A 24,253-nucleotide genomic window follows, 5' to 3' on the forward strand; every position below is an offset into this window, starting at 1 on the left:
TGTAACTATTATTGGTAAATCATATCATGTGGCAAAACGTAGGGCTTGCCGCTACCTACGTGCATGCGCACCCGCCCTTCTTCCAGCCCAAACACATGGCTGGCCAACGCGTTGGTTAAAACCTGCTCCGGTGTCCCCTGCGCAAAAATGCTTCCCTCGTGCATCACCACAATGCGGTCTGCGCAGGCAGCGGCCCAATTCAGATCATGAATAACCAACACCACACCACCGCCACTTGTGGCATGGGCGCGCGCAAGATTAAGAACCAGATGCTGCCGAGACAAATCCTGAGCCGAGATTGGCTCATCCAGCAGCAAAAAACCTGGGGGGCAGTCCGTGCCATGCACGGCAGCCTCCAGTTGCATCAGAACCCGCGCCAGATGAACACGCTGCTGCTCCCCTCCGGACAGATCCATAACATCGCGCTCAGCAAAAGCAGCCAATCCAACCCGTTCAAGCAACTTTCCGGCAAGCTCAAAACGGACTGGAGCGCTCATGAATGGAGCAGAAATTTGCCCGCCCATTGCCACCAACTCACGCAGCGTGAACTGAGCCCGCAACGGAGAGTCCTGCATTAACATAGCCCGGCTGGCCGCCAGCCGAGCAGACGAAAATGTGGTTATAGGAACATCATCAAGCTGCACATCACCACTGGTTGCGGGCAATAAACCGCTAACAAGGCGCAGCAATGTGCTTTTACCAGCGCCATTTGGCCCGATAATGGCCGTTAGCTGACCAGGCGCGAAGTCTAGAGAGGCTCCATGCACAATATCTTTGCCACGAACACGCCAGCCCGCATTATGCAAGGAAAGCTTCATGCCAGTTCTTCCCTGTCATGAGTGCGTGTTAGCAGCCAGACAAAAACTGGTGTACCTAAAACCGCGGTTACAATTCCCACAGGCACATCTGCGGGCATGGCAATAACGCGCGCCAACGTATCTGCCGCTATCAACAGAATTGCCCCTAACAAGGCGCTTCCCGGCAGTACCAGCCGATGATCTGGCCCTGTCATCAACCGCACCAAATGGGGAACCACAACGCCTACAAACCCAATGGCCCCAACAAAAGAAACCGTAGGGCCAACAGCGCAGGCAACCGAGAACATAGCGCACCGTTTGATACGCTCCACAGGATACCCCATCAGCCTTGCATCACTCTCTCCCAGTAATAGGGCGTTCAGAGGCATAGCCAGACGCGCTGTTACCCACGCAGCCACCAACAGGAAAGGACATAACAAGCCTATGCGTGGCCATGTTGCCCCCGCAAAACTGCCCATCGTCCAAAAAGTTAGATCACGTAATGCCGTGTCATTCGCGCGGAAGATAAGTATGCCGGTTAACGCACCAGAAAACGCGCTGAACGCCACTCCTGCTAGCAGGATCATGCTCACAGATGTAGCACCGCCACGCGTTGCAAACATATAAAGCAAACATGCGGCAACAAAACTACCCAACATACCCGCGGCGGGAACGGCCCATGCCGTGCTCATGATTACCGCATGCACGCCCCCACCCCCTAAATCCAGCCATGCTCCGCCCAATACAATCATGCAGGCCGTAGCCAAAGCCGCCCCTGAGGACACGCCAATCAACCCGGGGTCCGCCAACGGATTTCTAAAAAGCCCTTGCATAACAGCACCGGCCACGGCCAAAGCCGCCCCTGTAAGCCCGGCCATAACAACACGAGGGCCGCGGATCTGGGTCAGAACAACCCGGTCTGCAAAACTATCTGCCTGTGTACCACCATGCCACAATGCCGTAAGGTGTACGCCTGTTGCCCCAACGTTGAGGGAAACTGCCATAACCAGCATTAATAATGGCAACAAGGCACACAGCAACAGAACAACATGTCGCCGCATCATCATGCAGGGTGACTCACCGCCGCCATCATTCTGGCAAGGTCTAAAGCAGCCTGAGGCGTACGGGGGCCAAAGCCTAGCAGGCGCTCTCCTTCCATGCTCACAAAAGCATTGTTACGCCCTGCTGGAGTAAGCTTGAAGCCGGGATCTGCCTGCAAAGCTGAACGGAGAGTGGTTGCTGTTTGATCCATAAGCAGAATAATGTCTGGCCGAAGGGCTACAAGATTTTCCTGATCCACAATCTTGTAACCTTGCATATCAGCACCGGCGTTAACACCTCCGGCAAGGCGGATCATGGCATCTGCTGCCGTTCCTTTACCTGCTGCCATAGGGCGGTTATTTGTCATGCGCATGACAAATAATACACGCGGCTTTTCTGTATGCACGGTGCGCCATGCATTCAACTGCCGGAACTGCTCGGCAATAGTGCTGCACAACTGCTCACCTGCCGGTTGAGCCCCAACAATATCAGCTAAAAAACGGGTGCGCTGTTCAATTGCTTCAGAAGATGGGGTGGCATCTACAAACACGACAGGAACACCTGATGCCACAAGCTGATCCATAGCTGCGGGCGGCCCTGCATCGTTCATGGTCAGCACAAGATCCGGCCGTAGGGACAAAACCCCTTCAGACGAGATGGCACGCATGTAACCCAGATCTTTTTTCTCTTTTCGCGCTACTTCTGGCCATGTGGAAGTTTGATCCACCGCCAAAATCGCATTTGAGCGGCCTAATGCGTACAGTGTTTCGGTTATAGTGCCACCAATGCTGGCTATTCTTGTTACACCATGGAGTGTAATGCGTCGACCTCGGCAATCTGTAACAATACGAGGTGTAACCTCATGCGTTACATCTTGTGCCAACCCGGCCTGCGGCATGCAGGTTGAGGCCATTCCAAAAGCCAGCATGGCGCCCAAAGAACGGCGAGACAGCAATGATGTGGCTGCAATCTGATCACGATGCTTATTTGCTAACCAATGGTTTTTCATCAGGCTGCCTGCTCCATATTTTGATGCACGGCGCTCAACACAGCCTTCCGCTCAAGCCTGCGGGCTTTAAAACGGTTCATGATGATAAACATTGCCCCTCCACACTACAAAATGTCTTCAAATCCAACATTTTTCACAAACGCGGCGCGGTCGTGCGCATCAAATCGTACCCACCCTTTCACAATAGAGAATGAGAATCAATATCATTTTCCAGACAAAACCATGAGGCTGCATAGTGATAAAGCCGTCCTTCCCGTGATATGCTCCTACGGGAACTGGCCCGGATCGGTTTCATCCGGCTTGGAGAAACCATAGTGGGTGCCATATCCTGAAACCAATCTTCTGCACGCAAACAATTCGTGGCCGGAGCGCGGGCTTGTATAGAGTTTACACTCTGCAACCCCGCTCTTTACCATCTGATGTTCAGTTCCGGCGATGAGTAGCCAACTTCTTGAAGCAAAGGTTGGGGCAGATCCCGTTCAGGCTACGCTTGGCGTGCTCCTAGATGGCATGTGCTGCAATAATTGATCGGGCTCCGGTATGATATCTACTTTTCGGAACTTATATAGGAAAAACATTTCACCAGATTTTTATTGCCTTATTCTTTTCTGGCATTTTGCATAAAATCACCCAAACCAGCATCCATGGCGAGCTGAAACGCTTTTAGTGTTTCAGCTCCCACATAATGTTCCAACCCTTCTGCATCAATGCGTGCATTGCACGGGCTTACACCAAGAGCCAGAAGAAACGCTTCAACAATACGATGTCGTGCGCGGACTTTTTCTGCCATTTCGCGCCCCTCGGGTGTTAGAAAAATACCGCGATAAGGTTTGCGAGCAACCAGCCCTTCATCACCAAGGCGTATCAACATTTTGGCGACTGTTGGCTGAGAAACCCCCAGCCGAGTTGCCAGATCAACCTGCCGGGCCTCCTGCCCTTCATCCAGAAGATCTGCAATAAGTTCTACATAATCTTCAATAAGCGCATGCTGCCGCGCTACACGGCTGATACGGAACCCTTCTGAATGTGTTTGTGCATCAGGGAGAGTATCTGCTGTATCAAAAGTTTGCTGCATTCCCACTTTCCAACCAATCCGTAGGGCTGTGTTGGCTCCATACCGCTAAGATTATTCTGTTAAGTATAAAGTATTCCAACAGGAATATCTTACATTAGATATCATGCAAATGCACAGCAACCAAAAGTTTCCTCATGCTTTGTAATATAGCATATTGCATATTTAATCAGGTACAGTTTAGTCTGGATTTATGTCCCAAGACTCGCAAGCCCCTGCTCCACCGTTGTCTGCCCAAAAATCTGCATGGCGTTTTGCTAAAACGACAGAAGCAGGCAGCAAAAGTTTGCCGGAATCTTTTGCCAGCATTAAATTACCTGCGGCTGGTAAATCGTGGTTCAAGCGTTTTCTGGCTTTTGTGGGGCCGGGTTACATGGTTTCCGTAGGGTATATGGACCCCGGAAACTGGGCGACTGATTTACAAGGTGGCGCCCAGTTTGGTTATAGGCTTCTGGCCGTCATCATGCTTTCAAACCTGATGGCTATTCTTCTTCAAGCTCTGTCTGCCAGACTAGGCATTGCAACTGGCCGCGATCTGGCTCAGGCGTGTCGAGATCATTTTCCGCCTGCCATCAATATTGCTCTTTGGCTGGCTTGCGAACTTGCCATTATTGCATGTGATCTGGCTGAGGTAATTGGCACAGCCGTAGCGCTTCAGCTTTTATTTGGTATTCCGCTTTTAGGCGGGGCAATTATTTCGGTTCTTGATGCCTTTCTCGTACTCTTTTTAATGAACCGAGGATTCCGGTATCTAGAAGCGTTTGTTATTGCATTGCTCAGCATTATTGCCATCTGTTTTGGTGTGCAGATTATGGCCGCAGCTCCGCCTGTTGCTGACGTGCTTAAAGGCTTTATTCCCTCTCCCAAAATTATAACCAATAGCCAGATGCTTTACATTGCAATCGGCATTATTGGCGCTACGGTTATGCCGCATAACTTGTATCTGCATTCATCTATCGTGCAGACACGCGCATTCGAGCACACATTATCTGGCCGCAGAGAAGCTATTCGGTGGGCCACGTGGGATAGTACAATTGCCCTTGTGTTGGCCCTGTTTATTAACGCTGCCATTCTCATCGTTGCCGCAGCGGCCTTCCACACAACTGGGCACCAGAATGTTGCGGAAATAGAGGATGCCTACCGCCTGCTCTCTCCCGTTCTTGGCTTGGGTATTGCATCAACCCTGTTTGCGGTTGCTCTTTTAGCTGCCGGCACCAATTCAACTGTAACCGGCACATTAGCTGGACAAATTATTATGGAAGGCTTTTTACGGTTAAAAATACCGCATTGGATGCAACGGCTCCTCACTCGCGGCCTTGCCATTATGCCTGTCATAGTAGTGACAGCCCTTTACGGGAATAAGGGTGTGGGGGAACTGCTGATGCTAAGCCAGGTTATCCTGTCCATGCAGCTTCCTTTTGCCGTTATTCCTTTAATTCTATTCGTATCTGACCGCCAGAAAATGGGAGAGCTTGTCATCTCTCGCAAAACAACCATCTTGGCTTGGGTTGTGGCTGCTATTATTCTGGTTCTCAACTTTAAACTTTTGTATGATACTGTTTTGTAATAACGCTACAGACTTTAAATATTACAACGCTAAATATATACTATAAGCCTGCAAATGGAATCAACCAATGAAAAAACTGGCCAACGCCTTTACCTCGCGCGGCCAGTATTGACTATTGTAGATATGATAAAATCTCTTAAATACATTACTATCGGGCTTCTATGTCATGCCCGACAGAAGGTGTTACGGTGATAGAAGCCCCCTGCACTGCCAACCCGTGTTCAGCCGCTACCCGACGCAGTAAAATAACAACTTCTGGCGCATTACACGGAATTTTCCGCCCTGTTCCGACTTCAATAAAAAGAACAGATGGCAGAACCTTCGGTTCCGGGGCCACGCTGTAGCGCCACAGTCGATCGGGCGTAACATCCCGACGCAGGATATCACGCGCTACCAACAAATTCAGATTACGCTGGATAGAACCCTGAGAAGGCGCGTGACCGTTTGTCATTACGCTAAGCGCTTTCCATATTTCTACCACTGTAGCATGTGGCTCAACCTCTAGCACACCATGTAGAAGCACTCGGCGCAGATCAGTCATCCTAATGCCAACATCTTCGCAACGTTCTTCCAAACGCCGCACCGCGCTGCGGCTGGCCCCCATACCGGGGCGGATCTGCTTCAAGGCGGGTGGAGAACGGCGATATGCGGAAAATGCAAGCATGGTTTTGATCCTGTCACGATCTGAAAAAGGAATGATGGAAAACCTTAGTTTTCGCCACTATGGATATAAAATTCGACGGGTACGGTAAGTGTAATGGGGTCTCCCGCCACGCTATCTGGTGGGATAGGCAATGGCTGAGCCCGCTTGGGCAACGCCACGGCCTCCTGATCAAGCAGCGCATGGCCAGAACTACTGGCCAGCGTAACTGAAAGCACATGCCCCTTACGATCCATGGAGAACGTTACGGTGGGGACACCCTCCTGATGATCGGCCATGGCATCTGACGGATAGCGCTTAAACTTCTCCAATTGCGCCAATAATGCGCCCTGCCATGTCACCGGATCATGTGATGCCTTGGAAGAAGACGCACCGGGTGCTGGCGCAGCCTGTGCCGGCGCTGGAGGCGCTTCTGATGATGGCGGCGCAGTTGTTGTCTCGGCTGGTGGTGTTTTATCCGGGATCGGTTTTTTGAGATGCGGCACCGGCTTGTGTTTTTTAACGATTTTACGCGGCTTTTCCGGTTTGGGTACTGGCACCGGTGGATTAGGCGCGGGCGATGGCGGAGCCGTAACCTTTGGTGGCTCTACCGGAGCCGGATCAGGAATGGACTGGGTCTGCTGCGGGCCGATGGGGGCATCTGTTGGCGGTGTGGGTGTTGAAACCGGTTCAGGCGCCATATCTATCGCAATGGCCGCTGGAGGAGGCTCAGGCACCGCTACAGCCGGTGGTGGCAGGCGCATGATCCACCAGACAGCACCGCCACTTACGGCAAGCACGGCAAGCAACGAAAAACCCCAACGCAGCGCATCATCTCGCTGTGTCTGGCGCAACTGGCTGCGCTGCCAGTCAGCAAAGGAAATAGCTCCTTCTGGTGCCTGCGTTATATCCGCAGTCCCACTCATGGCGCGGCTCCCGCTGCGTTTACACTGCCAGTAGAAACAGCCGCGCTTCCTGCTTCGCTCCCTTCTTCCTGCCCCTGAAGGTTGACGAGCGCTACTTTGAGATAACCAGCCGAACGCAGCTTATCCATCACGCCCATGAGCGTACCGTAATCAACAGTTTTATCTGCACGCAGAAAAATGCGCTGGTCTTTGTTACCCTTGGTTGCTGTTTCCAGCGCTCCTGGCAAGGCATCGGCAGCAATGTCGTCTTCACCCAATGCCAGACCATGATCGGCCTTTACGGTTAGAAACACCGGGTCATCTGGGCGTGGCGTTGGTTTTTCTGTTGAGGATGGTAGATCTACTGGCACATTCACTGTGGTAAGCGGTGCTGTAACCATAAAAATCACCAGTAGTACCAGCATCACGTCAATAAAGGGCGTAACATTGATCTCGCTGGCCTCATGCGGGCTTTCATCGGTGTGGCGGATACGGATCATGCCGCTTACTCCCCGGCCACCGTACGGGCATCGCGGTTTTGTTGCCCTAAACGCACTATATTGCCCCGTTCCATCTGCATCTGGCTGCGCCCCAGATCACGCGAGACCAGACGCATAACAAGAGATGTCAGGTCAGCCACCTGTGCGCGGCAGGATGCTGTCTGGCGGGCAAGGTGATTGTAAATCACCACTGCAGGAATAGCCGCCACCAGACCAAGGGCTGTTGCCAGTAACGCCTCTGCAATGCCGGGTGCTACGACAGCGAGGCTGGTAGCCTTGCTGGCAGCAATGCCGGTGAACGAGGTCATGATCCCCCACACCGTGCCAAACAGGCCAATAAAGGGAGATGTTGCGCCAATGGTGGCCAGTAAGCCAGTGCCGCGCATGAGCCTACGCCCCTCGGCGGCTTCCAACCGCTCAAGGTGCAACACAATCCGTTCTTTCAGGCCCTCGCTATCATCGGGAATATCCTGCGAACGTGTGCGTTCGGTCTCGGCTGCCATGACAAGCGTATGGGCAATACCGTTTTTACGCGTGCCTTCCTCGCCCAAATCCAGCGTACCTGCTTGTTCCAAAGTGTGTTCGGCTTTGGCTAGTTTGACCCGCACACGTAGCAGTTCAACTGACTTGGCAATAAAGATGGTCCATGTCAGTAGAGCTGCTACAGCCAGCAAAACCATCACGCAGCGCACTACGAGGCCAGCATTAAGGAACATCTCCCACGGAGAGAAGGAAATTGGTGCAAGATCGGTCATGAAAGACCTCCTTTGGAAGACGGTCTATTCCAAGCCCGGATCAGGCAAACGACCGTAACAATAAGGGGAATGGAAAGAGCTGCCCAAGACAGGCCAAGCCAGATACCGTGCTGGCCCAAAAGCGCTGACAGCAACCCAAATGTGGTAAGCAGCCCCAGCGCAATTGGCCACGGCCAAACAAACACAGATGGGCGTGGTGCTGTGCCGTGAGAAGAAATGATGGGTGCCTGATGAGAAAAGGCGTTCATCACACATCTCCCACAAGGGCAGGCATTCCGTCGGTTTCGTCCAGTTCGTAACCAAGCTTACGCAGGCGGGCATCGGTAGCTATCTTCCGCTTATTGGCCCACAGCACCAGACCACTGACCAACACGCCAATCACCACCACATCCAGTAGCGCCCATAGGATACGCAACGGCATGCCACCGTAATCACCAAAATGCAGAGGACGAGAGATTTCCAGAAAGCGGAGATACCACGGCATTGGATACGCCCCGGTTAATGCACCCGTGCGCGCATCTACCAAAACTGGCGTAAACAAACGTGCACGTAGTGGTGTGCTCCCACGCGTCCACAGCACGTAATGCACTGGGCTACCAAAGGAAGATCCGGGATAGGACAGGCCCGTAACCTCATTGCCGGGTGCCGCTTTGGCTGCCGTATTAAACGCAGCTTGCACAGAGGATAGATGATCCTGCGAGGGCACCGGGAGATTGGCATAGGGTTTGAGAGTCTGCCTTACATCTGTTACGCGCCACAGGCCAAATAGCGGGGTTTGGAGCTCGTTGACCAAGCCTGTAAAACCAACCACCATTGCCCACATCAGCGTGGCCACGCCCAATAGGTTATGCAGGTCTAGCCATGTTAGGCGCGCGGCACGATCCTTCCGCACAGAACCGAATGGCAGGCGCTTCATAAAACGCCCATACAGCACTGTGCCGGAAACTAAAGAGGCAACAAAGATACCCCCCATTGCCCCGAGAAACAGGCGGCCAGTCAACCCGGCAAACAGGCTGGTATGGAGCTGGTTGCAAATACCCATAATAATGCCGGTCCAGGTGCGTGGCTTTTGGGGCGCATCAGCAGGGCGTGATTGCTTCAGCACCTTTGCTGTGCGCGCATCAAACTTGATCCAGTGACTGGAATTCCGATCTGGGTAGTTTTTATCTTCTTCCAACGCTTGCCAGCTTGGAGCCATGGAGACGAGTACGGCTGGCTCATCATCATCTGGATTAACATTCGTAATGATTTGTTCTGGGTAAAGCGCCCTCGCCTTTTCTACAATAACATCCAGACTGGCGTTTGGCGTATTCGGCGGCAGCACCTCGTAAGGTGGATCATCGTCCCCTACGAACGTATCCCAGATTTGTTCGGAAAAAAGCAGCGGCAGGCCCGTTACGCAGATAATGAGTAGAAACAGCGTACAAACCAGACTGGTCCATTTATGAACCACAAACCAGCGGCGAAGGGCACGGTTGGTCATGAAAACAGCGCACTCACAAATGCGTGTAAGAGTGATTCGCAACTGTATTCTGCGTAAAATTCTACCGTGTCCATCGTGTTACGCGCCCTCGGATGCGTCGGAAAAAAGAGGAAACTGCCTTTTGCTGCCTGATAATCAGCGGCACAGAACAATCCCCTCATCTACAAAGACGATCGAAAGCCCGTTTTTTTCGGGCATTGCTGAAAATTTTTTATATCAGGCGTTAAAATTTTTGCCGTTAGGGCTGTTTTTATGCTCGCAACCACCTTTTATATGTTCGCTTCAGCAAGATTACGCCCCCAAACAGAACAGTCATTGCGCCGTCCATCCGGGTTTCTGCCTAGGGCGCATATGCTTTACCTGATATTTTGCAAGAGAACCACGGTGGGTTTGTTCAACAATTACCAACTATACGACAGGTTGCCATATACTCGGCGGCCTTGGCCAATGTAACAGGCATAATTGCCGCCGCAGGACGTTACATAATATTTGTTTGTCAGGTTAGAAACAGCAAGCTGTGCCTGTAGCCCCTTAAGCATCGGAATTTTTTGTCCAAAATCGTAATGCATGCCAATATCGAACAAATAATACGCAGGAACCTTAAAGGTATTTACCGCATCATCATAAGTGAACCCCACATAGCGCATGCCACCATTTACAGCCAAGCCCGGAGCAATATTTTGGGGCAGGCTGTAATTTAGAAAAAATGAGAACATGTTACGGGTGTAGCGGGCCGCATAATTTGGAACTGCCAGCCAGATAATTTGGAACCCAAAAAATACCGTCTTAGGCTCGACGTGCGCGCCTATTAATGCCTCTTAAAGAGGTCTTAATAGGCCTCTAACAATCAGTGACAGGCTGAGATACCTCTGCCGGAAATGGATACGGCGGCAGCGGCCTGAACTGCCGTAGCGGTCGTCCAGCCGCAGCATCCAAATCATGGACGATCAACCGCACTGCAATTGCCTCCGCATAGACGTCCTGAACTGCTTCAGCGAGCGTCCACTCCCTACGCCTTAGCGTATCCAGCGCTGCAGCTTGAGCGTGATCGCGCTCTGCGAGAGCTTCCGCCAGATCCAGTGCTTGTTGCCCGGCATCCAGCTTGTCGCGTCGGGCCTGGGCACGGAAGCGTGCCAGACTGCCGCACCATCCTGCTACCAAACCGCCCGCTCCCTGCACGAGGCCACCGTACGAATGCCACAGATCAACCAAGCCAATCACCCGACTACAACACCTCTGTTCAGCATAAAACGCCGAATATTTGCAGCCATCGACTGCACTTCAGGCTGCGTCATCGCTCGATTTGACCCGCACCAAAACGACAATTGCGCACCCAGGCACGGGCCGTTCCCGATATCAGCATCGTACGATCCACCCACCACGAGATTTGACGTTGCTACGTTATAGCCTGTCCCCATCGGGCCAGCAGATAACGCCTGGCTGGGAGCATTTGTGAGATCATAAAACGTCACCGTCTTGGTCGCCACAGACTGCACCAACGCCACCAAAATTGGGGCAGTCCCAATCGGAACAGGTATAGACGGGTTAAAAATTTGGTGGAGGGTGCTGAACCCAGAATAAACGCCCTGAGAGAAACCCTGCCAATTAAATGTGTCAGCTGATTGTGCATTGGCCTGCACCACAACGCCAGACAAGCTCGTCCCGCCCAGAATATTGCCGAACGGGATCACTCCCAGCATCCCAGCCACCACCGGATTGCCTTGGCCTGTTGCCGCTGTGGCTGCATTGAAAAAATCAGGCACCACAACTGCAAACGCGGTAAAATCGCCAGAACCGGGTAAATTACTGATAATCGCAGATTTAGTATTGTTTACGATAATACTGTTTGCGCGCACGATAATATCTGCTGCGCCCGTAACAGTTGGCGCTTTTGCACCTGCTGCCTGATTTATCAAGCCATCTGTAACGCTACCAGATCCAGTGCGATCTCCGAACACATACCAATCAGTAATCGTAGCGTCAGATGCAGGCACAAACTCCAGAGACCGCGCGAACGACGTATTTGCGAGAGAAATTTTCAGGCCCATATCAGGCTCCATAATGGGGGAAAGGGTTGCGGATACAGGTGCCATGCTGGGGGCGTGACGCAACAGACAACAGCTTCGGGGGAGACCACGCACCAGTCAAAACATCGGGCCATTTCCCAACGGCATCGCTGTAACTAATGCCGTTGCCCTGTGCATCTAGGTAAACACGCAGCATCGTGTTGCCGTCGGCATCATCACCGAGATACAACGCACTCGGCCCTTCCACTCCGCTACCCCAGCCTGCCCAGTTGCCAGAGGTCTGCACCGTGTACGGGCCAGTCGGGCTGGTGGCTGTGGCGATCTGGATTTGACGCGCGGCTTCATCCTTGAAAAACAGTACCCACTGCCCCTTGATGCACAGCGGGAAACTGTCGATAACCTGCGGATATCCAGCTAGCGTGATGAGCTGCGGCACCGACCACGAAATTAACAAATCATCCAGCGGATGCATCTCGTAAACCTGGCTGCCGCCTGTCCCGATTATACAATGCACCACCAGCCGCAATTGGCCGTCCGCAGGGTCATGGTACCATTCCGGTGCCCACGTTTGATGTGCCGACACGCCATTTAGCGCACACTGCACGTCTGTCACAAAATCCCAGTGCCGACCGTCCGTAGACTGCCAGACTGAAAACCTGTCTTGATAACCCGCGGCGAACGAACTCGCAGTGCACGCCAACACAAACCGGCCGCCATGATACGTGATACTGGCGTCTCGCATTGTGTGTTCGGCATCAAACAGCATTTCCGTTGGCACATGCTGCCACGCCACGCCGTCGTCTGACGACAACATCACCAGGCCCTCAATACCGCCCGCCTCGTTTCCGGCCTGCGTCGTCTGGAACGCGCTATAAAGAAAGCGCCCAAATACCGGCTGCAGACTGTGTTTGGACTGCAGCGCACGCACCACGTCATCGTATTCTCGGCCCGTCAGAACACGATCCCACACCAGCAGTTCAGCCAGATCGCCAACGAAAAAATCAGTGAGAATGCCTGATGCTGAATATGATGCACCAATCAGACCGCCGCTACCACCACACACTAATGGTGTTGCCGTAAGCGCCCGCGCAACGGGCGTTGCGTGCGTCAAACCCACAGCCGCCGCAATGGTGTCTCCGTCATACGTCGCGCCGAGTATCTGCCAGTGCCCCAACGCTGCATTAAGCCTACCCGCGAACCCACTCACAGACGCAGACGTGCCAACCTGCAGCCCTTGCGCCCGGGCATACGCTCCGGGCACTCCCATTGGAATATACCCCCGCAACGACCACGCTGGGGTGCCAGCAGTAGCGCTATCGCTCCCCATAATGACCGGCTGCGCAGAGGCAGTCGAAACCGTATTGCGATAGACTGCAATAATAGTGCCCGGCGTAAATGGCAGCGCATGCGAGAGCGCTGACGTGCCGTCAAACCGCACGGCATATCCGGCTGCTGTCGCAAACCGCACAGGCGTGCCCGTTTTGACAGTAACCTGCCACGGGCTGGCAACACGGCTAGACCACGATTGCACCACACCACTGTCGTCAGTAACAACACCCACAGCAGCGTCCAGCCATAGCGCAGGCGCGTGCTGTGCAATCCGTTGCTCGTAGTCCGGCGCGTCCAGATCCACGTAGGAACCGTCAGATCCCACTAACCGCAGTGCTGACGGCTGGGAGGTATCAGCATCCAATGCGCTGCCGTCACACAGCCCCAACCCCAGCACATGCAGTGCTCCATCCTGCGCAACCTGCAGCGCAACATTGCCAGCCGCATCCCGGATCTGGAAAGGCAGCGCGGCGTCTGCCGATATTTCATGACTACCCACCAGGACAGATCGCAGCGCGTAGAGAGACTGTGCCACTGCCACCCATGAGGCACGAGCAAAATACTGCCAGTGGCCGTTAGTAAACCAGATACCGTCACCAACATTCCATGCTGCCGCACCGTCTACAGACGTTGTGCCGGCCACCGCCACCAGATACAGATCTCCCTCATTCCCCACACCACTATCCAGTTGGGGGCTATTTTTTGCGGCGTCCCAATATCCGCAATAAACTAACGGGGCGTCCCCATTCAGGGCCGCAGTCAGCATCACTTTAACCGCAGCGGCATCAGACGTAACGCCAGCAACCGCATTGGTTGCAGACGCCAGCAGCGGCACAGCCTGATCTGCAGCAGTTTTTGCATCAGCAGCATGCTGCTCTGCCACAACTGCAGATTTATCAGACTCAGCCGCAGCACCTTGAGACGTTACAGCTGACGACGCGGCTGCAACCACATTGGCTTCCAGATCATTGATATTTGTCCCGATATTTGCAGCCGCCTGCATTGCTGCCAGCTGCACAACCGCATCCAGAGACAAGGTGATCAGTTCGTCGTCGGTTTTGGTGATGAGCAGTTGCCCCTGGTCATCAACCCGGACATCTGCAATCCCGACACCAGGAGTGCCGGGCGTACCGGGCGCACTCCCAGCAATCAGGACATTAACCGGCCCGTTACTCTGCGCCTGATCCACACCAATACTCATTGTGTCACCCTATCCACGATTGCAATCGTGACCGTTCCTGTTTGTACAATTGTGCCGTCCAGTTTGCTGATACGCACATCCGTGCGCAGCATTCCTAATGGCCAGCCGGACGTGTCGCCCGGATAACTCAGTGTGTATGTGCCGGGCTGATCCGGAACAGCCGCAGGCACCAGTGGCGCAATCAGCGCGTTCTGGCTGTCCCTAAGTTCCGCAGCAATTACCGCGCCACCCAGATCAATCGGCGCGCCCTGCGCGTCCTGATTGATGCACGTCACCAAAAATGTAGTGCCGCGCTTGAACACAAAATCGCTCATGACGGGTAACCGAATGATGTTACAGTTACTTCACCGCCCTGCGCCCATGCGCCATTAGTCGGATATTTTGCCCATAGCCGGGCCTGCGTATTATTTTCGACTACAGCAGACACAGCATACACATTTGCTCCTGTGTCACAGGCTGTCACAAATGAATGCGTTTTCCATCCCGATGGAATATCAACAAGCCAACCTGCTTCTGGGCAGGGGCTTGGTATGGGTGCAGAAAAAACTTGGCAATGCATCCCCTCTGGCAACGGCAACTCTGATTTCAGAGCACAGTTGTTGATCTGGTTTTGTAGGCTGGCATCTGCCTCTTCGCGAGCATTCGCCTCAGATATAACAGCGTTTACTCGCGCCTGCGTTTCAGCCTGCACGTCAGCGTTCCATGCCAACGCCGCGATCTGCGTATTGCCAGAATATGCAAAATATGCGCGCCCATCTTCTGGATTAACACAGATAGATGTCCCTGAAATCGCGCCCGTGATACCGGGATTGGTGTTTGCAACAACCCCGTCAAGATCAGCAGCCTTTAAAAACTTATTTCCATTCTGGTCATAGATGTAACCATCACCACGAAAATAGAAATTTTCTTGCGTGCCATCAAATGCCGTAAACTGCAGGAGTGCGCCTACTCTGTAATCGCCCCCTTTGCCGTTTACGTCTGCCACAGATAACGAAACCGCCATCTTGCCGTAGCCGCACGCCGTTATCCCATCAGACCATACATAATCGCCAACCTGAATAGCTCCACCAGCTCCAGATCCACCAGACATCACGCGTGCATTGCCAGCGATAATCCAACCATCAGAGGTTACCCACGCTGCGGTATCACCGCTTTTGAGGAAATAACCTTCTTCAGATCCTGACATGATCTTGTTAATAGCTTTAAATACTTGCGTCAGATCATCGGCATCAGGCGTCAAACCTGCGCCTGTAATGAGATTCATGAGCTCTTCTTGCACCGCTGTGCGATCTGCCGCGATCAGCGATGTGCCTGCAATTCCGTTCGGCTTGTCGCGATCCTGATAAACGCGCTTTCCATCAACGGTGATATATCCAGCGGCTTTCGTCCTATCCATCAGGCTGCCTCATCTGCGTATTCAAATACAATTTCTGTTTCCGCCTGTTTGTTGCGCAATATCGGGCATTCCAGACCGGTGTTGCGGTTGGGCAGCGTAATCACGACAACAGCCAGATCAGCTGGCGTGCTGCACACAGCAGCAGCGCAAACCGCATCATCACCATCGCAGACATAGGGTTCGATCTCGGTGATCGTGATGTGATATCCGGCTGCGGCTGCCAGTTGCTGATAGTAGGCGAGCGACTGGCCGCCAGATGCAATCCAGCGCTGGAACGCCAGTTGCTGGCGCTGCGCAATCGTCAGCACGCCTTGGTCACGTCCGCACGGATCTGGACCTAAAACAGCCTCATAATCAGCCAGCAATTTTGTCGCGTTTTGCGGGCTGATTTCCAGAGCCAGAGATTCAATATCCCCCTCAATCTGCGCCAATGTTGCGCAGAACGGCAGCAGCAATTTGGCTAGGTTCCCATCAGCGCTGCGGTTCCATGGTGCACCAGGCGGAATGAAATCGCTCAGCCACTCAGCACGGATGTCATCAGCCGTCCTGCTCATGATGCGGTCTGCCACGTTACCGTGCCTAGAACGGCCAGTTCATTGTTCGGCAGCGTTTCGTCAGCAGTCGGGTTCAGCAGGTCATTGCTGTTGCCATTGATAGTGCTGATGATCGCATCTAGTTCTTCGCGATAGATGCGCCCGCCAATACCTTTGCCGGGATAATACACTGTCAGCTGAGCGGTAATCTGATCACGCGCATCAACCGTGTCTGGGTCTAGCTGGATCGTCACGTCACGTGTGACAATCTGCGCCGCAACCACATACGCGTTCCCACGCACAGGCCGCACACTGTCAATATAGGCCTGTATTTGTTGCACCTGGGCATCCGTGGCCGCAACAGGTCCGTTCATAGCTACAACAATGCCAACAGTGCCTGCACCCAGCCAGCCCGGCACTACGTTCACGTATGCTGCACCGGCTTCCTGAGCCCATTTCTGGTAATCGGCAACTGTGCCGCCACCATCGGGGTTGCGAATATTGGCGATAATACGTGCACGCCACGCCTCTACGGGCTCAATCGCAGCACCGCCCGCAATCCCTTGCGGATCTACAATGGCAGACGTCACGCCAGCCACAGGCGTTACAAGGGTCAGTTCCGTCCCTCCGGCCAGATTTCCAGATGTGCCGGTAGCACTCGCCCGCACGGGCGCAGATACAGTTGCACCTGCAGCAATGCTCGTGGCAGTTGTGACCAGCCACTGAATTGCGCCATCAGAAACCAACGCTGTATCAATGGGCAGCGTCACTGCTGAACTGGCCGTTACCAGCACGTTGCCAATAGCGGCCGTTGCCGCCTTGCGCGGTGTGCTCCACATTTCGGCATGCTGCGGCAACAGGCCGTTTTCCGTTGCTGTGGTGACCAGCAATTCCAGACAATAATCCCGCTGCCACGCATAAACCTCACGCATAGCCAGCGCCCACACAGCACCCAGAACCTGCTCTAATGTGGCAGGCGCATTTGGGTCCAGACGTACAATCGTGCCGTCATCGGCAACAAACTGCTGCGCCAGCATCGCGGATGCCAGACGTTGAACCAGCTGCTTGGTTGTGGGAATTGCTAAGGGCATTACGCAGTGCCCACTTGGCGGGTGACAGACAAAGCCCCAACAGAGCATGTCACGGCAATACCACCAGTCCCTGCAAAGGCTGCACTGGTGGCAATTTCAACATTCCAGAAGGATGCAATGCTGTCAGTTGCTTCAGCCGCGTAGGACGCAGCATGCAGTCGATCAACGTCTGACATTTTGCCGCGAGACAGAAGCCAGCTTCTGCTGCCCAGTCGCACGCCATCTTCCAGCAAAATATCGCCAATCCATCCGCGCCGGGCCAGAATTCCCTGACTCTGGCCCGGCAGTAATGGCAGATCTGTAGGCAATACGTCATCCGTTGCCGCGCGCCTGTCTGAACACAGGGCAATCAGCATGGAGGTGCCCAAGGTACGATCAACCGCGAGCGTGCCCCGGCCTGCGCCGGATGGCTGAATAACAACATCCAGCTTGCCGGTCGCATCGGTCTTCATTTTCAGGGTTGTCGGGGCACTGCTCTGCATGCCGCTGATTATAAATCAAGACGAAAGCATGCATTACCAAGCATGTTTTCGACATCAGGTTGGCGCTGAGGTAGGAGATCCCGGTTCGCCGCTGGTATGCGTGTGGTCTTTCAGGCTGACTGCATCAGCCACAACATCTTTCTTGCCTGTCACAGTGCCACCAGATGTGACGTCACCTGATACGGACAGATCGCCCTGCACGGAAGCCCCATCTTGGGTGACTGTCAAAACAGTCTGTCCGGCAACGCGCACCAACATTTGTTGGGCAGCATCTACCATCACAATCTTACCGCCTTGCAGGAAAATCTTCTGGCCGACGCTGTCATACAGCACTGTTTCGCCTTCAGCCAGATTACCCATACGGGCTTTTTCAGGATTGGACGGAGGCAAGGCAATAGGGTCGCTATGGTCTCCGCCTGCGTGCAACATGACTGTAATGGCACCATCATGCGGAACATGGCTGGCCAAGCCGTAAATTTGATAAACGGGCACCTGTGTGCGTGTGCGCCCCACATGGGTATCAACCGTTAGCGTCTGGTTCGCGCCACTGTCATCCAGATCACGGACAACACCGCGCACAAACAGATTGCGCACCCCCATAAACAGACTTTGCAGCATGCGGCTCATTTGGCGCTCGCATTTATCAGGCCGCTGCGGCGCGTGCCTTTTTTCACGCGGTCAGCATCACCTGTCAGATCATACGTGTCAGGTGGCACAACGCTAATGCGCGTGGTGTATCCTTCCTGATCTGCCACGTAGGTTACAGCCGCAATCAACATGTCCTGATCTAATCCGGCATACGGGTCTTTCACATAAACCAGCGCGTTAGGCAGCCACAAATCACCATTCGCGCCTGCATATCCCTTCACTGTGTAAACCCGCATTGTGCCGTGCGCACGTGTTGTGCGCATGCGCCAATCGGCCTGATCCTGCACCGTCCACGGCGTTGCATCCGTGCGCGGTTTCCGTGCCTTACGTGACGGCCGACGTGTGCTTCCATGATAGGCGGCAGCAACCGGACCCGGATCTGCTGTCAGCCCTGAAGCACTGCTGTCCAATTGTATTTCAGGTGCTGTTTGCGCTGCAACAGATCCTCCAGATTGTGTGGCAGCCTGAAAAACGACAGGACGGTAGCGCCGCATGGATGGATCTATGGCATGCCCCAAACACAGCACGGCACGTGCTTCATTGTGCGTTGCAGTAGGCTGTGCTGGCGCCGTGCCATTATCATCGGACAAAGGGGATGCTGTTGCATCCAGAGCAGCTTTTTTGGGCCTTAAAAGGCTCTTAAAAGCCCCTTTAACAAAGATGTCGGAATAATGCTGCCGCACATCAATGTTGAAATCCAAACGGGTAATATTAACACCGACCCGCAAATCTTCAGGCGCGCGTGTTGTTCCTGCCTTGGTCAGTTTCAGGCCGCCTATGCCATCAGAAACAACTAAAACACCGCGCTGACGGCTCAGCTTCTCAATGGTGCTCATGGCCGGTTCCGATGGCTCAACGGCAACCAGAGTGAACGGTGCGCCTGGGTCAATATCGCTGGAAACGGCAATCCCAAATGGCTTTACCAAATTGCCGACAACTGTTGTCAGATCAATCTGTCTGTATTCACCTGGTCCCAATGGGGCTGCACAGCAGTCCACCAGATCCCCAACAACGTCACGGCCCGAAAATATCATGCCTTCGTCATCGCCGCCGCCGTTGTCAGAAATCGCGCCCTGAATATTGTCAACATAGCCACGCAGGACAGTCTGCCCCGACACTTTTATGAGAACCTCATCATTCTCCCGAATACGCGCAAATTCAGGCACGTCTCCGCCAAATGCTTCATACAGGCGTTCTGTATCCAGATATCGGATACGGAAGGCACCGGCGATATCTGCCAGATCCCGACCGACCTCACAGGCTGTCCAGTCGTGCAGCGTCACGCCGTTGACCTGAACCGTCATCAGGCGGGTTTTTGTTGTTACCGAAACTGTCATGCCACGTCCGTTGGCTGCAGCACCTGCACGGTGCCCGGTCCGCACAATGCTGGGTGAGAGAGCTGATTGCGCACAATCAGATCAGCCCACACATCCTCCACTTCCTCCGGGTTTTCACCGGCAATCGCATACGCAACCAACCAGGCGCTCATCTGCCGCGAAACAGGAACATTCAGAACTGCAGGCAGACGGCCAAGACGTTCCGAAATATCGGCCGTGATTGCTGCCTTGGCATCCTGCAGGGCTGCCAGAAGCCCACTGGTTGGAATGCTGGCACCAGTGGTTGCATCCAGCGCTTCAATATTGTCGGCCAGTGTATCCAGAGCAGCCAGTAACGTATTACGCCAGGACAACGCATCCTCTTGGCTCGTGTAATCAATGCCAGAAGCCACAGCCACAGCCTGCGTCACGGTGAAAACCTGTGACGCCAGAGACAGAGAGAGCACAGCAGCCGGAGACGCCCCTTGAGCGGCGGCACTTTGGCCTGCACTTTGCAACTGATCACTGCCTGATAACAGTAACGAGGCTGTGGTGCGCGGATCTAGGGCATCATTCTGCGTTCCGCTCACTTCCTCGGCCGGAGCAATGGCGGCCGTGGCATCGGGAGAGGCCGCCGCGACTAATGCGGCCGGAACACCTACCAGCAAATCCGAAACCTGATCAGCAAACGTGGTGTCTGTGTTTGAAACAGGAACCGTCACGCCTGTGCTTAACGCATTCAATGGGGTTGCTGCTGCACTCTGCACATTCAGCTGTGCGGTAGATCCGGTCAAACCATCCCACACCCCATGCGCCTGATTGATTGTGCTACTCACAGCACTCACCAGAGCCAGTGGCAGCGTTAATGGTGACAGCACATTCCGCACCGTTAAAACCGCCTGATCCACCAGCGCATCCGCCTGTGTCAGAACATTGGTCAGCGTATCCGTAATGCTGCTGAATAGCCCCTTATCTGCGGTAACTTGGGGCGCACGCACGAAAATGGCTTCAAACGTGGCAACACGGAGGGAACGGTCAGAAAATGAAACCGTGCCAGGCTGCAACAGCTTACATTGCAGAACACCCCACCATGGATGCACCAATGTGCCAGTTCCGGCCGTCATCAGAGCGGCACGCATCCGCTTGGCGCGAATAACGTAATCATCTCCAACAATAATGCCCTGCACACGGATTGGCCCGTCAAATGCGCCAAAATCCTGTGTGCGAAAATCATCACGGCCAGGAAACCAGATCTGCACAATCCGGCGACCTGCCTGATCCTGCGAATTCGGCATGAAAAATGTCACACCGCGCCAGCTGGCCGTAGCCAGAGCAGATCCGATCAGGCCAGCACCCAAACTACCTACCAGGCCAAGCTGACTACCAAGGGAACCAGCACCAAGCCCTGCCATACTCAATGCACTGCTCATGGATTGTTCACCATGCGCCCTCGGTCAGGCGCGATGCTGACAGATCCACGCGGCCCCGATGTCTGGCGTACAGCCAATCCCGGATCATGCGTCACGTGCAGCCCAAACTGCGCACCGCTGCCCGCAGGCATTCCGGCCGGAACTGGAGATGGTGCGCTTGGATGCGCCAGCCAGGAATCCATGGCATGCCCAATTTTAGTAGAGGCAAACCACTCGTCCATGGCGTGCAGCGGCTGCATCAAGATGTGGCCAAGCCACTGCGCCCATCCGCTGATCCAGTTTCCCAGACTGGTCAGCATGGGTTTGATTTTATCCCAGTTTTTCCAGGCTAGATAACCCACGGTCACGGCTGCTGTTACGGCCGCAATAGCAATGCCAACTGGCCCCAAACCCGCAACAACGCCAACACCCAAACGCCCGATCCACATCAACAAACTGCCCAAGCGTGCAAACGGCATCTTTATGATGCTCACGCCTAGTCGGGCTAAACGCGACAGCCAGCCAGCAGTCAACGCATCCACCAATGTAAAACCCGCCTTCAGCGGAATCATTACAGCACCCAGAGCACCCAATGCAGCAGTCAATCCCAACACTGCACCCACACCGGTTACCATCGCTGTAGCCGCTCCATGCACGTGCTTGTCTAACCAGACAAATGTATTGGATATAAGATGCAGAGCTTTTGTCCCGACATTAAGAACAGGAACAAACGCTGTGCCAATCTGACGTTCAACCTGCCCCAGAGCATCTTCAAATGCCTGCACCCGGATCAATGTTGACTGCAGGCCAGTATCATAGTCTTTGGTAATCATCTCTGGTGAGGTTTGACCAATTTTTGTTTTGATAGATTCATATTGGTCAAAGTGCTTTAGGAGCGCAGATGCCGCACCAATATCTTGCTCGTTACCAAATAGATCGGCAACTGCCCTTAATCGGGTCGTTTTATTGGCGATTTTCTGAATGGAACCCAGAACATCTTCTAATGGATTAGTACCTGCCTTTTCTGCATTCTCAATCACCCCAATCATATCCACGCCGTATTTTGAAAACCGATGCTGGGCATGTTTTGAGGTGAGGGTTGTCATAAACTGATTGAGATAAGCAGTTGCTTGCCCTTCTGATCCCGTACTTTTCCGAATAACAGCCAACATTCCAGCAAGGCCGGAAAGACCTTCTGTCCCGTGCACACCAAGCCGACCAGCTTGGGCCGCCACAACAGGAAAGAGCGGTGCCAATTGCTCCATTGGTAATGCAGCTTCTTTCCCAACACGCGCAACTTCAGCTAATCCTTTGGGTAATGTTTTTTCATCAATTCCTAAGTTTTCCTGAAGGGCGAATGCCGTCTTTGCCACTGCTTCAGGAGCCGCATTATATGCAGTGGATATTTTAGCAACTGTTGGTGTGAAACTCATAATCCGATCAAGCGAATACCCTTCCATACTGAAGAAAGATGCCGCTTTCACTAGATCTGTGCTACGTTGGCCCGTTTGTTGAGCTATTTTGTTTATGCGCTGGCCAAGATCATGTGCGAATACGACATTATCTTGGCCAGTCTTGCCTAATGTGATCCCGATATGCGTCAGATCGTTGTCGTATTCAGCCGCAGCGTGCACGGGTGCCAATACACCAAACCCGGCTGCTGCTGCGCCAAATGCGCTGCCCAGGCCTTGCTGAACAGCATCGTGAAATCCCTGTCCGGCGCTTTTCACTCCGCCAGCATAACTGCCAGCGCCAGAACGCACGCGCGATACGGCAGCCTGCAGGCGCTCCATGGCAGTTACGCCCTGCGTTGCAGCCGCTTCGGCTTCCATGCCGATTTTACCAATGCCGGTTGTGGCCGTCACAGCAGACGCGCCAGTTTCGTTCAGCGCTTCGTTCAGTCCTGTCACGCCCTCGGTTGCAGCCTCAGCAGCACCTGTTGTGCGTGTCAGTGTTTCGTTAAGAGCTGTTGCGCTTTCAGTTACCGCTTCCGTGGCTCCCGTCGTGCGCGTCAGCGTTTCATTCAAACGCTGTGTTGCCTGGGTGGCGCGTGCAACGGGCTGGGTGAATTCGTCAAATGGGTTTGCTGCCCGCTGCATACGCGCCAGCGTTTCATCAATGCGGGATAAAACAGCCTCAACACGCTGCAATGGTTCAGCAGAACCAACTGCAAAATCAAGTTGAAACTTGGCGCGTAGATCAGATGACATCAGTTCCTCTGGGCTTGCTCAATGGCTTGCCTCTGCCGTTCACACAGCCCCTGCAGCGACACACTCCAGAAAGCGATATCGCGCGGCCGCATCTCCAAGATTTCAGCCGCGCTCAGTCTTAATTCGCGGATGAGGCCTGCGAGGATGATGTTCCACTCGTCTGGCCATTGTCCAAAAAAGTGCCTGCAACCTCAGCCAGCAGCAGATAATCAGATGCCGTCACGTTATTGACGAACGCATCGCCCATGGGGCCAGACAACTGCATGGATGCCAAAATCATGGCTTCAGTGCGCGAGCCTTCGCCTTTGGCATTCAGCATCGCCACCATGTCTTTCCCCTTCAGGGGCATCATCGTGACAATGGTCACTGGCGCGCCGTCAGTAGTAAGCTGCACAGGTGTTGACAGCTGAACACTGACAGCACCCGTGCCATCAGTGCTTTTCGTAACGGCAGGATTGGAGAACACGTCTGTTTTATCGGTCATTTTACGATCTCTGAATATGTTGAGAAATTCCACGTGACAGGGCATTTGCCGCCATCATCTGTCATTGTGGGCGCATCTGTGATGAACGCATCCGGGCTCACCCATGTCTGCCCGGTATCAGCTTTGAATTGCAGCTCGCCTTCATCGCCTGGGCTGAACGTCGCCAATGACTGGCCTTTCAGAAGCAATGTTGTGGCTTTTACTTCACCGGCCTGAAATTCCTGGCTACGGTGCGCCGTCATTCCGGCTACCTGTGTCACGTTGCGGACACCGGAAAGCCGAAGGGAACTGCCTTTCTGGCAATCGTATTTCTGGCCATTCCACCAGACGGCAACAATACCTACGGACTGGGCCATTC

At 53.8% G+C, this 24,253-nt stretch carries 26 protein-coding genes; 1 reads left to right on the forward strand and 25 read right to left on the reverse strand.

What is annotated here, in order from left to right; genetic code table 11:
- Nucleotides 1-8 precede the first annotated feature (8 nt).
- The 4 genes from DS739_RS07015 to mntR all read right to left on the reverse strand — a co-directional run bounded on the left by DS739_RS07015 (nucleotide 9) and on the right by mntR (nucleotide 3,922).
- Complete coding sequence (locus DS739_RS07015) at nucleotides 9-818, reverse strand: heme ABC transporter ATP-binding protein (protein WP_006115516.1); 810 nt, start codon at nucleotides 816-818, stop codon at nucleotides 9-11.
- Nucleotides 815-1,864 (reverse strand): iron ABC transporter permease, encoded by a 1,050-nt coding sequence (locus DS739_RS07020; protein ID WP_006115517.1) that lies wholly within the window; start codon nucleotides 1,862-1,864, stop codon nucleotides 815-817. The genes DS739_RS07015 and DS739_RS07020 overlap by 4 nt, the downstream gene beginning before the upstream one ends.
- Nucleotides 1,861-2,766 (reverse strand): hemin ABC transporter substrate-binding protein, encoded by a 906-nt coding sequence (locus DS739_RS07025; RefSeq protein WP_035353276.1) that lies wholly within the window; start codon nucleotides 2,764-2,766, stop codon nucleotides 1,861-1,863. Before DS739_RS07025 ends, DS739_RS07020 begins: the two co-directional genes overlap by 4 nt.
- 679 nt (nucleotides 2,767-3,445) lie before the next feature.
- Nucleotides 3,446-3,922, reverse strand: a complete 477-nt coding sequence (gene mntR, locus DS739_RS07035; protein ID WP_035353249.1) for a manganese-binding transcriptional regulator MntR — start codon at nucleotides 3,920-3,922, stop codon at nucleotides 3,446-3,448.
- A gap of 190 nt (nucleotides 3,923-4,112) precedes the next feature.
- On the opposite strand from mntR, the gene DS739_RS07040 reads away from it, so the two are divergent.
- Complete coding sequence (locus DS739_RS07040) at nucleotides 4,113-5,486, forward strand: Nramp family divalent metal transporter (protein ID WP_006115520.1); 1,374 nt, start codon at nucleotides 4,113-4,115, stop codon at nucleotides 5,484-5,486.
- Nucleotides 5,487-5,634: 148 nt separating this feature from the next.
- Here the strand turns inward: DS739_RS07040 and DS739_RS07045 are convergent, their stop codons facing one another.
- The 21 genes from DS739_RS07045 to DS739_RS07145 all read right to left on the reverse strand — a co-directional run bounded on the left by DS739_RS07045 (nucleotide 5,635) and on the right by DS739_RS07145 (nucleotide 24,251).
- Nucleotides 5,635-6,150, reverse strand: coding sequence for a Fur family transcriptional regulator (locus DS739_RS07045; protein ID WP_006115521.1), 516 nt, complete (start codon nucleotides 6,148-6,150; stop codon nucleotides 5,635-5,637).
- Nucleotides 6,151-6,194: 44 nt separating this feature from the next.
- Nucleotides 6,195-7,052 (reverse strand): energy transducer TonB, encoded by an 858-nt coding sequence (locus tag DS739_RS07050; RefSeq protein ID WP_006115522.1) that lies wholly within the window; start codon nucleotides 7,050-7,052, stop codon nucleotides 6,195-6,197.
- Nucleotides 7,049-7,531, reverse strand: coding sequence for a TonB system transport protein ExbD (gene exbD / locus DS739_RS07055; protein ID WP_006115523.1), 483 nt, complete (start codon nucleotides 7,529-7,531; stop codon nucleotides 7,049-7,051). Before exbD ends, DS739_RS07050 begins: the two co-directional genes overlap by 4 nt.
- A 5-nt stretch (nucleotides 7,532-7,536) precedes the next feature.
- A complete protein-coding gene (exbB, locus tag DS739_RS07060) occupies nucleotides 7,537-8,286 on the reverse strand; it encodes a tonB-system energizer ExbB (RefSeq protein ID WP_006115524.1) in 750 nt (249 codons plus the stop codon).
- Nucleotides 8,283-8,534, reverse strand: a complete 252-nt coding sequence (locus DS739_RS07065) for a hypothetical protein (protein WP_035353246.1) — start codon at nucleotides 8,532-8,534, stop codon at nucleotides 8,283-8,285. The genes exbB and DS739_RS07065 overlap by 4 nt, the downstream gene beginning before the upstream one ends.
- The gene (locus DS739_RS07070; protein WP_035353243.1) at nucleotides 8,534-9,769 is read right to left on the reverse strand and encodes a PepSY domain-containing protein; all 1,236 of its coding nucleotides are present in this window, start codon (nucleotides 9,767-9,769) and stop codon (nucleotides 8,534-8,536) included. Before DS739_RS07070 ends, DS739_RS07065 begins: the two co-directional genes overlap by 1 nt.
- 401 nt (nucleotides 9,770-10,170) lie before the next feature.
- On the reverse strand, nucleotides 10,171-10,485 hold the full coding sequence (locus DS739_RS07075; RefSeq protein ID WP_006115526.1) for a TonB-dependent receptor domain-containing protein: 315 nt from the start codon (nucleotides 10,483-10,485) through the stop codon (nucleotides 10,171-10,173).
- Nucleotides 10,486-10,609: 124 nt separating this feature from the next.
- On the reverse strand, nucleotides 10,610-10,990 hold the full coding sequence (locus DS739_RS07080; RefSeq protein WP_039891540.1) for a hypothetical protein: 381 nt from the start codon (nucleotides 10,988-10,990) through the stop codon (nucleotides 10,610-10,612).
- A complete protein-coding gene (locus tag DS739_RS07085; RefSeq protein ID WP_139018853.1) occupies nucleotides 10,987-11,862 on the reverse strand; it encodes a hypothetical protein in 876 nt (291 codons plus the stop codon). Before DS739_RS07085 ends, DS739_RS07080 begins: the two co-directional genes overlap by 4 nt.
- On the reverse strand, nucleotides 11,819-14,326 hold the full coding sequence (locus tag DS739_RS07090) for a hypothetical protein (RefSeq protein WP_006115527.1): 2,508 nt from the start codon (nucleotides 14,324-14,326) through the stop codon (nucleotides 11,819-11,821). Before DS739_RS07090 ends, DS739_RS07085 begins: the two co-directional genes overlap by 44 nt.
- Entirely contained in the window at nucleotides 14,323-14,640 is a 318-nt protein-coding gene (locus DS739_RS07095; protein WP_035353526.1) for a hypothetical protein, read from the reverse strand. Before DS739_RS07095 ends, DS739_RS07090 begins: the two co-directional genes overlap by 4 nt.
- Nucleotides 14,637-15,722: a hypothetical protein gene (locus tag DS739_RS07100; protein WP_006115528.1), complete on the reverse strand. Its 1,086-nt coding sequence runs from the start codon at nucleotides 15,720-15,722 to the stop codon at nucleotides 14,637-14,639. The genes DS739_RS07095 and DS739_RS07100 overlap by 4 nt, the downstream gene beginning before the upstream one ends.
- Nucleotides 15,722-16,276 carry a putative phage tail protein gene (locus DS739_RS07105; RefSeq protein WP_050793096.1) on the reverse strand — a complete coding sequence of 185 codons (555 nt, stop codon included), beginning with the start codon at nucleotides 16,274-16,276 and terminating at the stop codon, nucleotides 15,722-15,724. Before DS739_RS07105 ends, DS739_RS07100 begins: the two co-directional genes overlap by 1 nt.
- Entirely contained in the window at nucleotides 16,273-17,346 is a 1,074-nt protein-coding gene (locus DS739_RS07110) for a baseplate J/gp47 family protein (protein ID WP_035353523.1), read from the reverse strand. The genes DS739_RS07105 and DS739_RS07110 overlap by 4 nt, the downstream gene beginning before the upstream one ends.
- The gene (locus DS739_RS07115; protein WP_050793097.1) at nucleotides 17,346-17,798 is read right to left on the reverse strand and encodes a phage GP46 family protein; all 453 of its coding nucleotides are present in this window, start codon (nucleotides 17,796-17,798) and stop codon (nucleotides 17,346-17,348) included. The genes DS739_RS07110 and DS739_RS07115 overlap by 1 nt, the downstream gene beginning before the upstream one ends.
- 84 nt (nucleotides 17,799-17,882) lie before the next feature.
- Nucleotides 17,883-18,455: a phage baseplate assembly protein V gene (locus DS739_RS07120; protein WP_006115531.1), complete on the reverse strand. Its 573-nt coding sequence runs from the start codon at nucleotides 18,453-18,455 to the stop codon at nucleotides 17,883-17,885.
- On the reverse strand, nucleotides 18,452-19,813 hold the full coding sequence (locus tag DS739_RS07125; RefSeq protein WP_035353519.1) for a phage baseplate assembly protein: 1,362 nt from the start codon (nucleotides 19,811-19,813) through the stop codon (nucleotides 18,452-18,454). Before DS739_RS07125 ends, DS739_RS07120 begins: the two co-directional genes overlap by 4 nt.
- Complete coding sequence (locus tag DS739_RS07130; RefSeq protein ID WP_006115533.1) at nucleotides 19,810-21,222, reverse strand: DNA circularization N-terminal domain-containing protein; 1,413 nt, start codon at nucleotides 21,220-21,222, stop codon at nucleotides 19,810-19,812. The genes DS739_RS07125 and DS739_RS07130 overlap by 4 nt, the downstream gene beginning before the upstream one ends.
- The gene (locus DS739_RS07135; protein WP_006115534.1) at nucleotides 21,219-23,411 is read right to left on the reverse strand and encodes a phage tail tape measure protein; all 2,193 of its coding nucleotides are present in this window, start codon (nucleotides 23,409-23,411) and stop codon (nucleotides 21,219-21,221) included. Before DS739_RS07135 ends, DS739_RS07130 begins: the two co-directional genes overlap by 4 nt.
- A gap of 118 nt (nucleotides 23,412-23,529) precedes the next feature.
- Nucleotides 23,530-23,895 carry a hypothetical protein gene (locus tag DS739_RS07140; RefSeq protein WP_035353516.1) on the reverse strand — a complete coding sequence of 122 codons (366 nt, stop codon included), beginning with the start codon at nucleotides 23,893-23,895 and terminating at the stop codon, nucleotides 23,530-23,532.
- Nucleotides 23,892-24,251 (reverse strand): phage tail tube protein, encoded by a 360-nt coding sequence (locus DS739_RS07145; protein WP_006115535.1) that lies wholly within the window; start codon nucleotides 24,249-24,251, stop codon nucleotides 23,892-23,894. Before DS739_RS07145 ends, DS739_RS07140 begins: the two co-directional genes overlap by 4 nt.
- Nucleotides 24,252-24,253: the final 2 nt, after the last annotated feature.

Origin of the sequence: Acetobacter sp. JWB, assembly GCF_003323795.1 — a bacterium.
Taxonomy (GTDB): domain Bacteria; phylum Pseudomonadota; class Alphaproteobacteria; order Acetobacterales; family Acetobacteraceae; genus Acetobacter; species Acetobacter oryzifermentans.

Coding starts and splice junctions, on each gene's coding strand:
- DS739_RS07015 (WP_006115516.1), bottom strand. CDS start 818: ATGAAGCTTTCCTTGCATAATGCGGGCTGGCGTGTTCGTGGCAAAGAT.
- DS739_RS07020 (WP_006115517.1), bottom strand. CDS start 1,864: ATGATGATGCGGCGACATGTTGTTCTGTTGCTGTGTGCCTTGTTGCCA.
- DS739_RS07025 (WP_035353276.1), bottom strand. CDS start 2,766: ATGCTGGCTTTTGGAATGGCCTCAACCTGCATGCCGCAGGCCGGGTTG.
- mntR (WP_035353249.1), bottom strand. CDS start 3,922: ATGCAGCAAACTTTTGATACAGCAGATACTCTCCCTGATGCACAAACA.
- DS739_RS07040 (WP_006115520.1), top strand. CDS start 4,113: ATGTCCCAAGACTCGCAAGCCCCTGCTCCACCGTTGTCTGCCCAAAAA.
- DS739_RS07045 (WP_006115521.1), bottom strand. CDS start 6,150: ATGCTTGCATTTTCCGCATATCGCCGTTCTCCACCCGCCTTGAAGCAG.
- DS739_RS07050 (WP_006115522.1), bottom strand. CDS start 7,052: ATGAGTGGGACTGCGGATATAACGCAGGCACCAGAAGGAGCTATTTCC.
- exbD (WP_006115523.1), bottom strand. CDS start 7,531: ATGATCCGTATCCGCCACACCGATGAAAGCCCGCATGAGGCCAGCGAG.
- exbB (WP_006115524.1), bottom strand. CDS start 8,286: ATGACCGATCTTGCACCAATTTCCTTCTCTCCGTGGGAGATGTTCCTT.
- DS739_RS07065 (WP_035353246.1), bottom strand. CDS start 8,534: ATGAACGCCTTTTCTCATCAGGCACCCATCATTTCTTCTCACGGCACA.
- DS739_RS07070 (WP_035353243.1), bottom strand. CDS start 9,769: ATGACCAACCGTGCCCTTCGCCGCTGGTTTGTGGTTCATAAATGGACC.
- DS739_RS07075 (WP_006115526.1), bottom strand. CDS start 10,485: ATGTTCTCATTTTTTCTAAATTACAGCCTGCCCCAAAATATTGCTCCG.
- DS739_RS07085 (WP_139018853.1), bottom strand. CDS start 11,862: ATGGCACCTGTATCCGCAACCCTTTCCCCCATTATGGAGCCTGATATG.
- DS739_RS07090 (WP_006115527.1), bottom strand. CDS start 14,326: ATGAGTATTGGTGTGGATCAGGCGCAGAGTAACGGGCCGGTTAATGTC.
- DS739_RS07095 (WP_035353526.1), bottom strand. CDS start 14,640: ATGAGCGATTTTGTGTTCAAGCGCGGCACTACATTTTTGGTGACGTGC.
- DS739_RS07100 (WP_006115528.1), bottom strand. CDS start 15,722: ATGGATAGGACGAAAGCCGCTGGATATATCACCGTTGATGGAAAGCGC.
- DS739_RS07105 (WP_050793096.1), bottom strand. CDS start 16,276: ATGAGCAGGACGGCTGATGACATCCGTGCTGAGTGGCTGAGCGATTTC.
- DS739_RS07110 (WP_035353523.1), bottom strand. CDS start 17,346: ATGCCCTTAGCAATTCCCACAACCAAGCAGCTGGTTCAACGTCTGGCA.
- DS739_RS07115 (WP_050793097.1), bottom strand. CDS start 17,798: ATGAAGACCGATGCGACCGGCAAGCTGGATGTTGTTATTCAGCCATCC.
- DS739_RS07120 (WP_006115531.1), bottom strand. CDS start 18,455: ATGAGCCGCATGCTGCAAAGTCTGTTTATGGGGGTGCGCAATCTGTTT.
- DS739_RS07125 (WP_035353519.1), bottom strand. CDS start 19,813: ATGACAGTTTCGGTAACAACAAAAACCCGCCTGATGACGGTTCAGGTC.
- DS739_RS07130 (WP_006115533.1), bottom strand. CDS start 21,222: ATGAGCAGTGCATTGAGTATGGCAGGGCTTGGTGCTGGTTCCCTTGGT.
- DS739_RS07135 (WP_006115534.1), bottom strand. CDS start 23,411: ATGTCATCTGATCTACGCGCCAAGTTTCAACTTGATTTTGCAGTTGGT.
- DS739_RS07140 (WP_035353516.1), bottom strand. CDS start 23,895: ATGACCGATAAAACAGACGTGTTCTCCAATCCTGCCGTTACGAAAAGC.
- DS739_RS07145 (WP_006115535.1), bottom strand. CDS start 24,251: ATGGCCCAGTCCGTAGGTATTGTTGCCGTCTGGTGGAATGGCCAGAAA.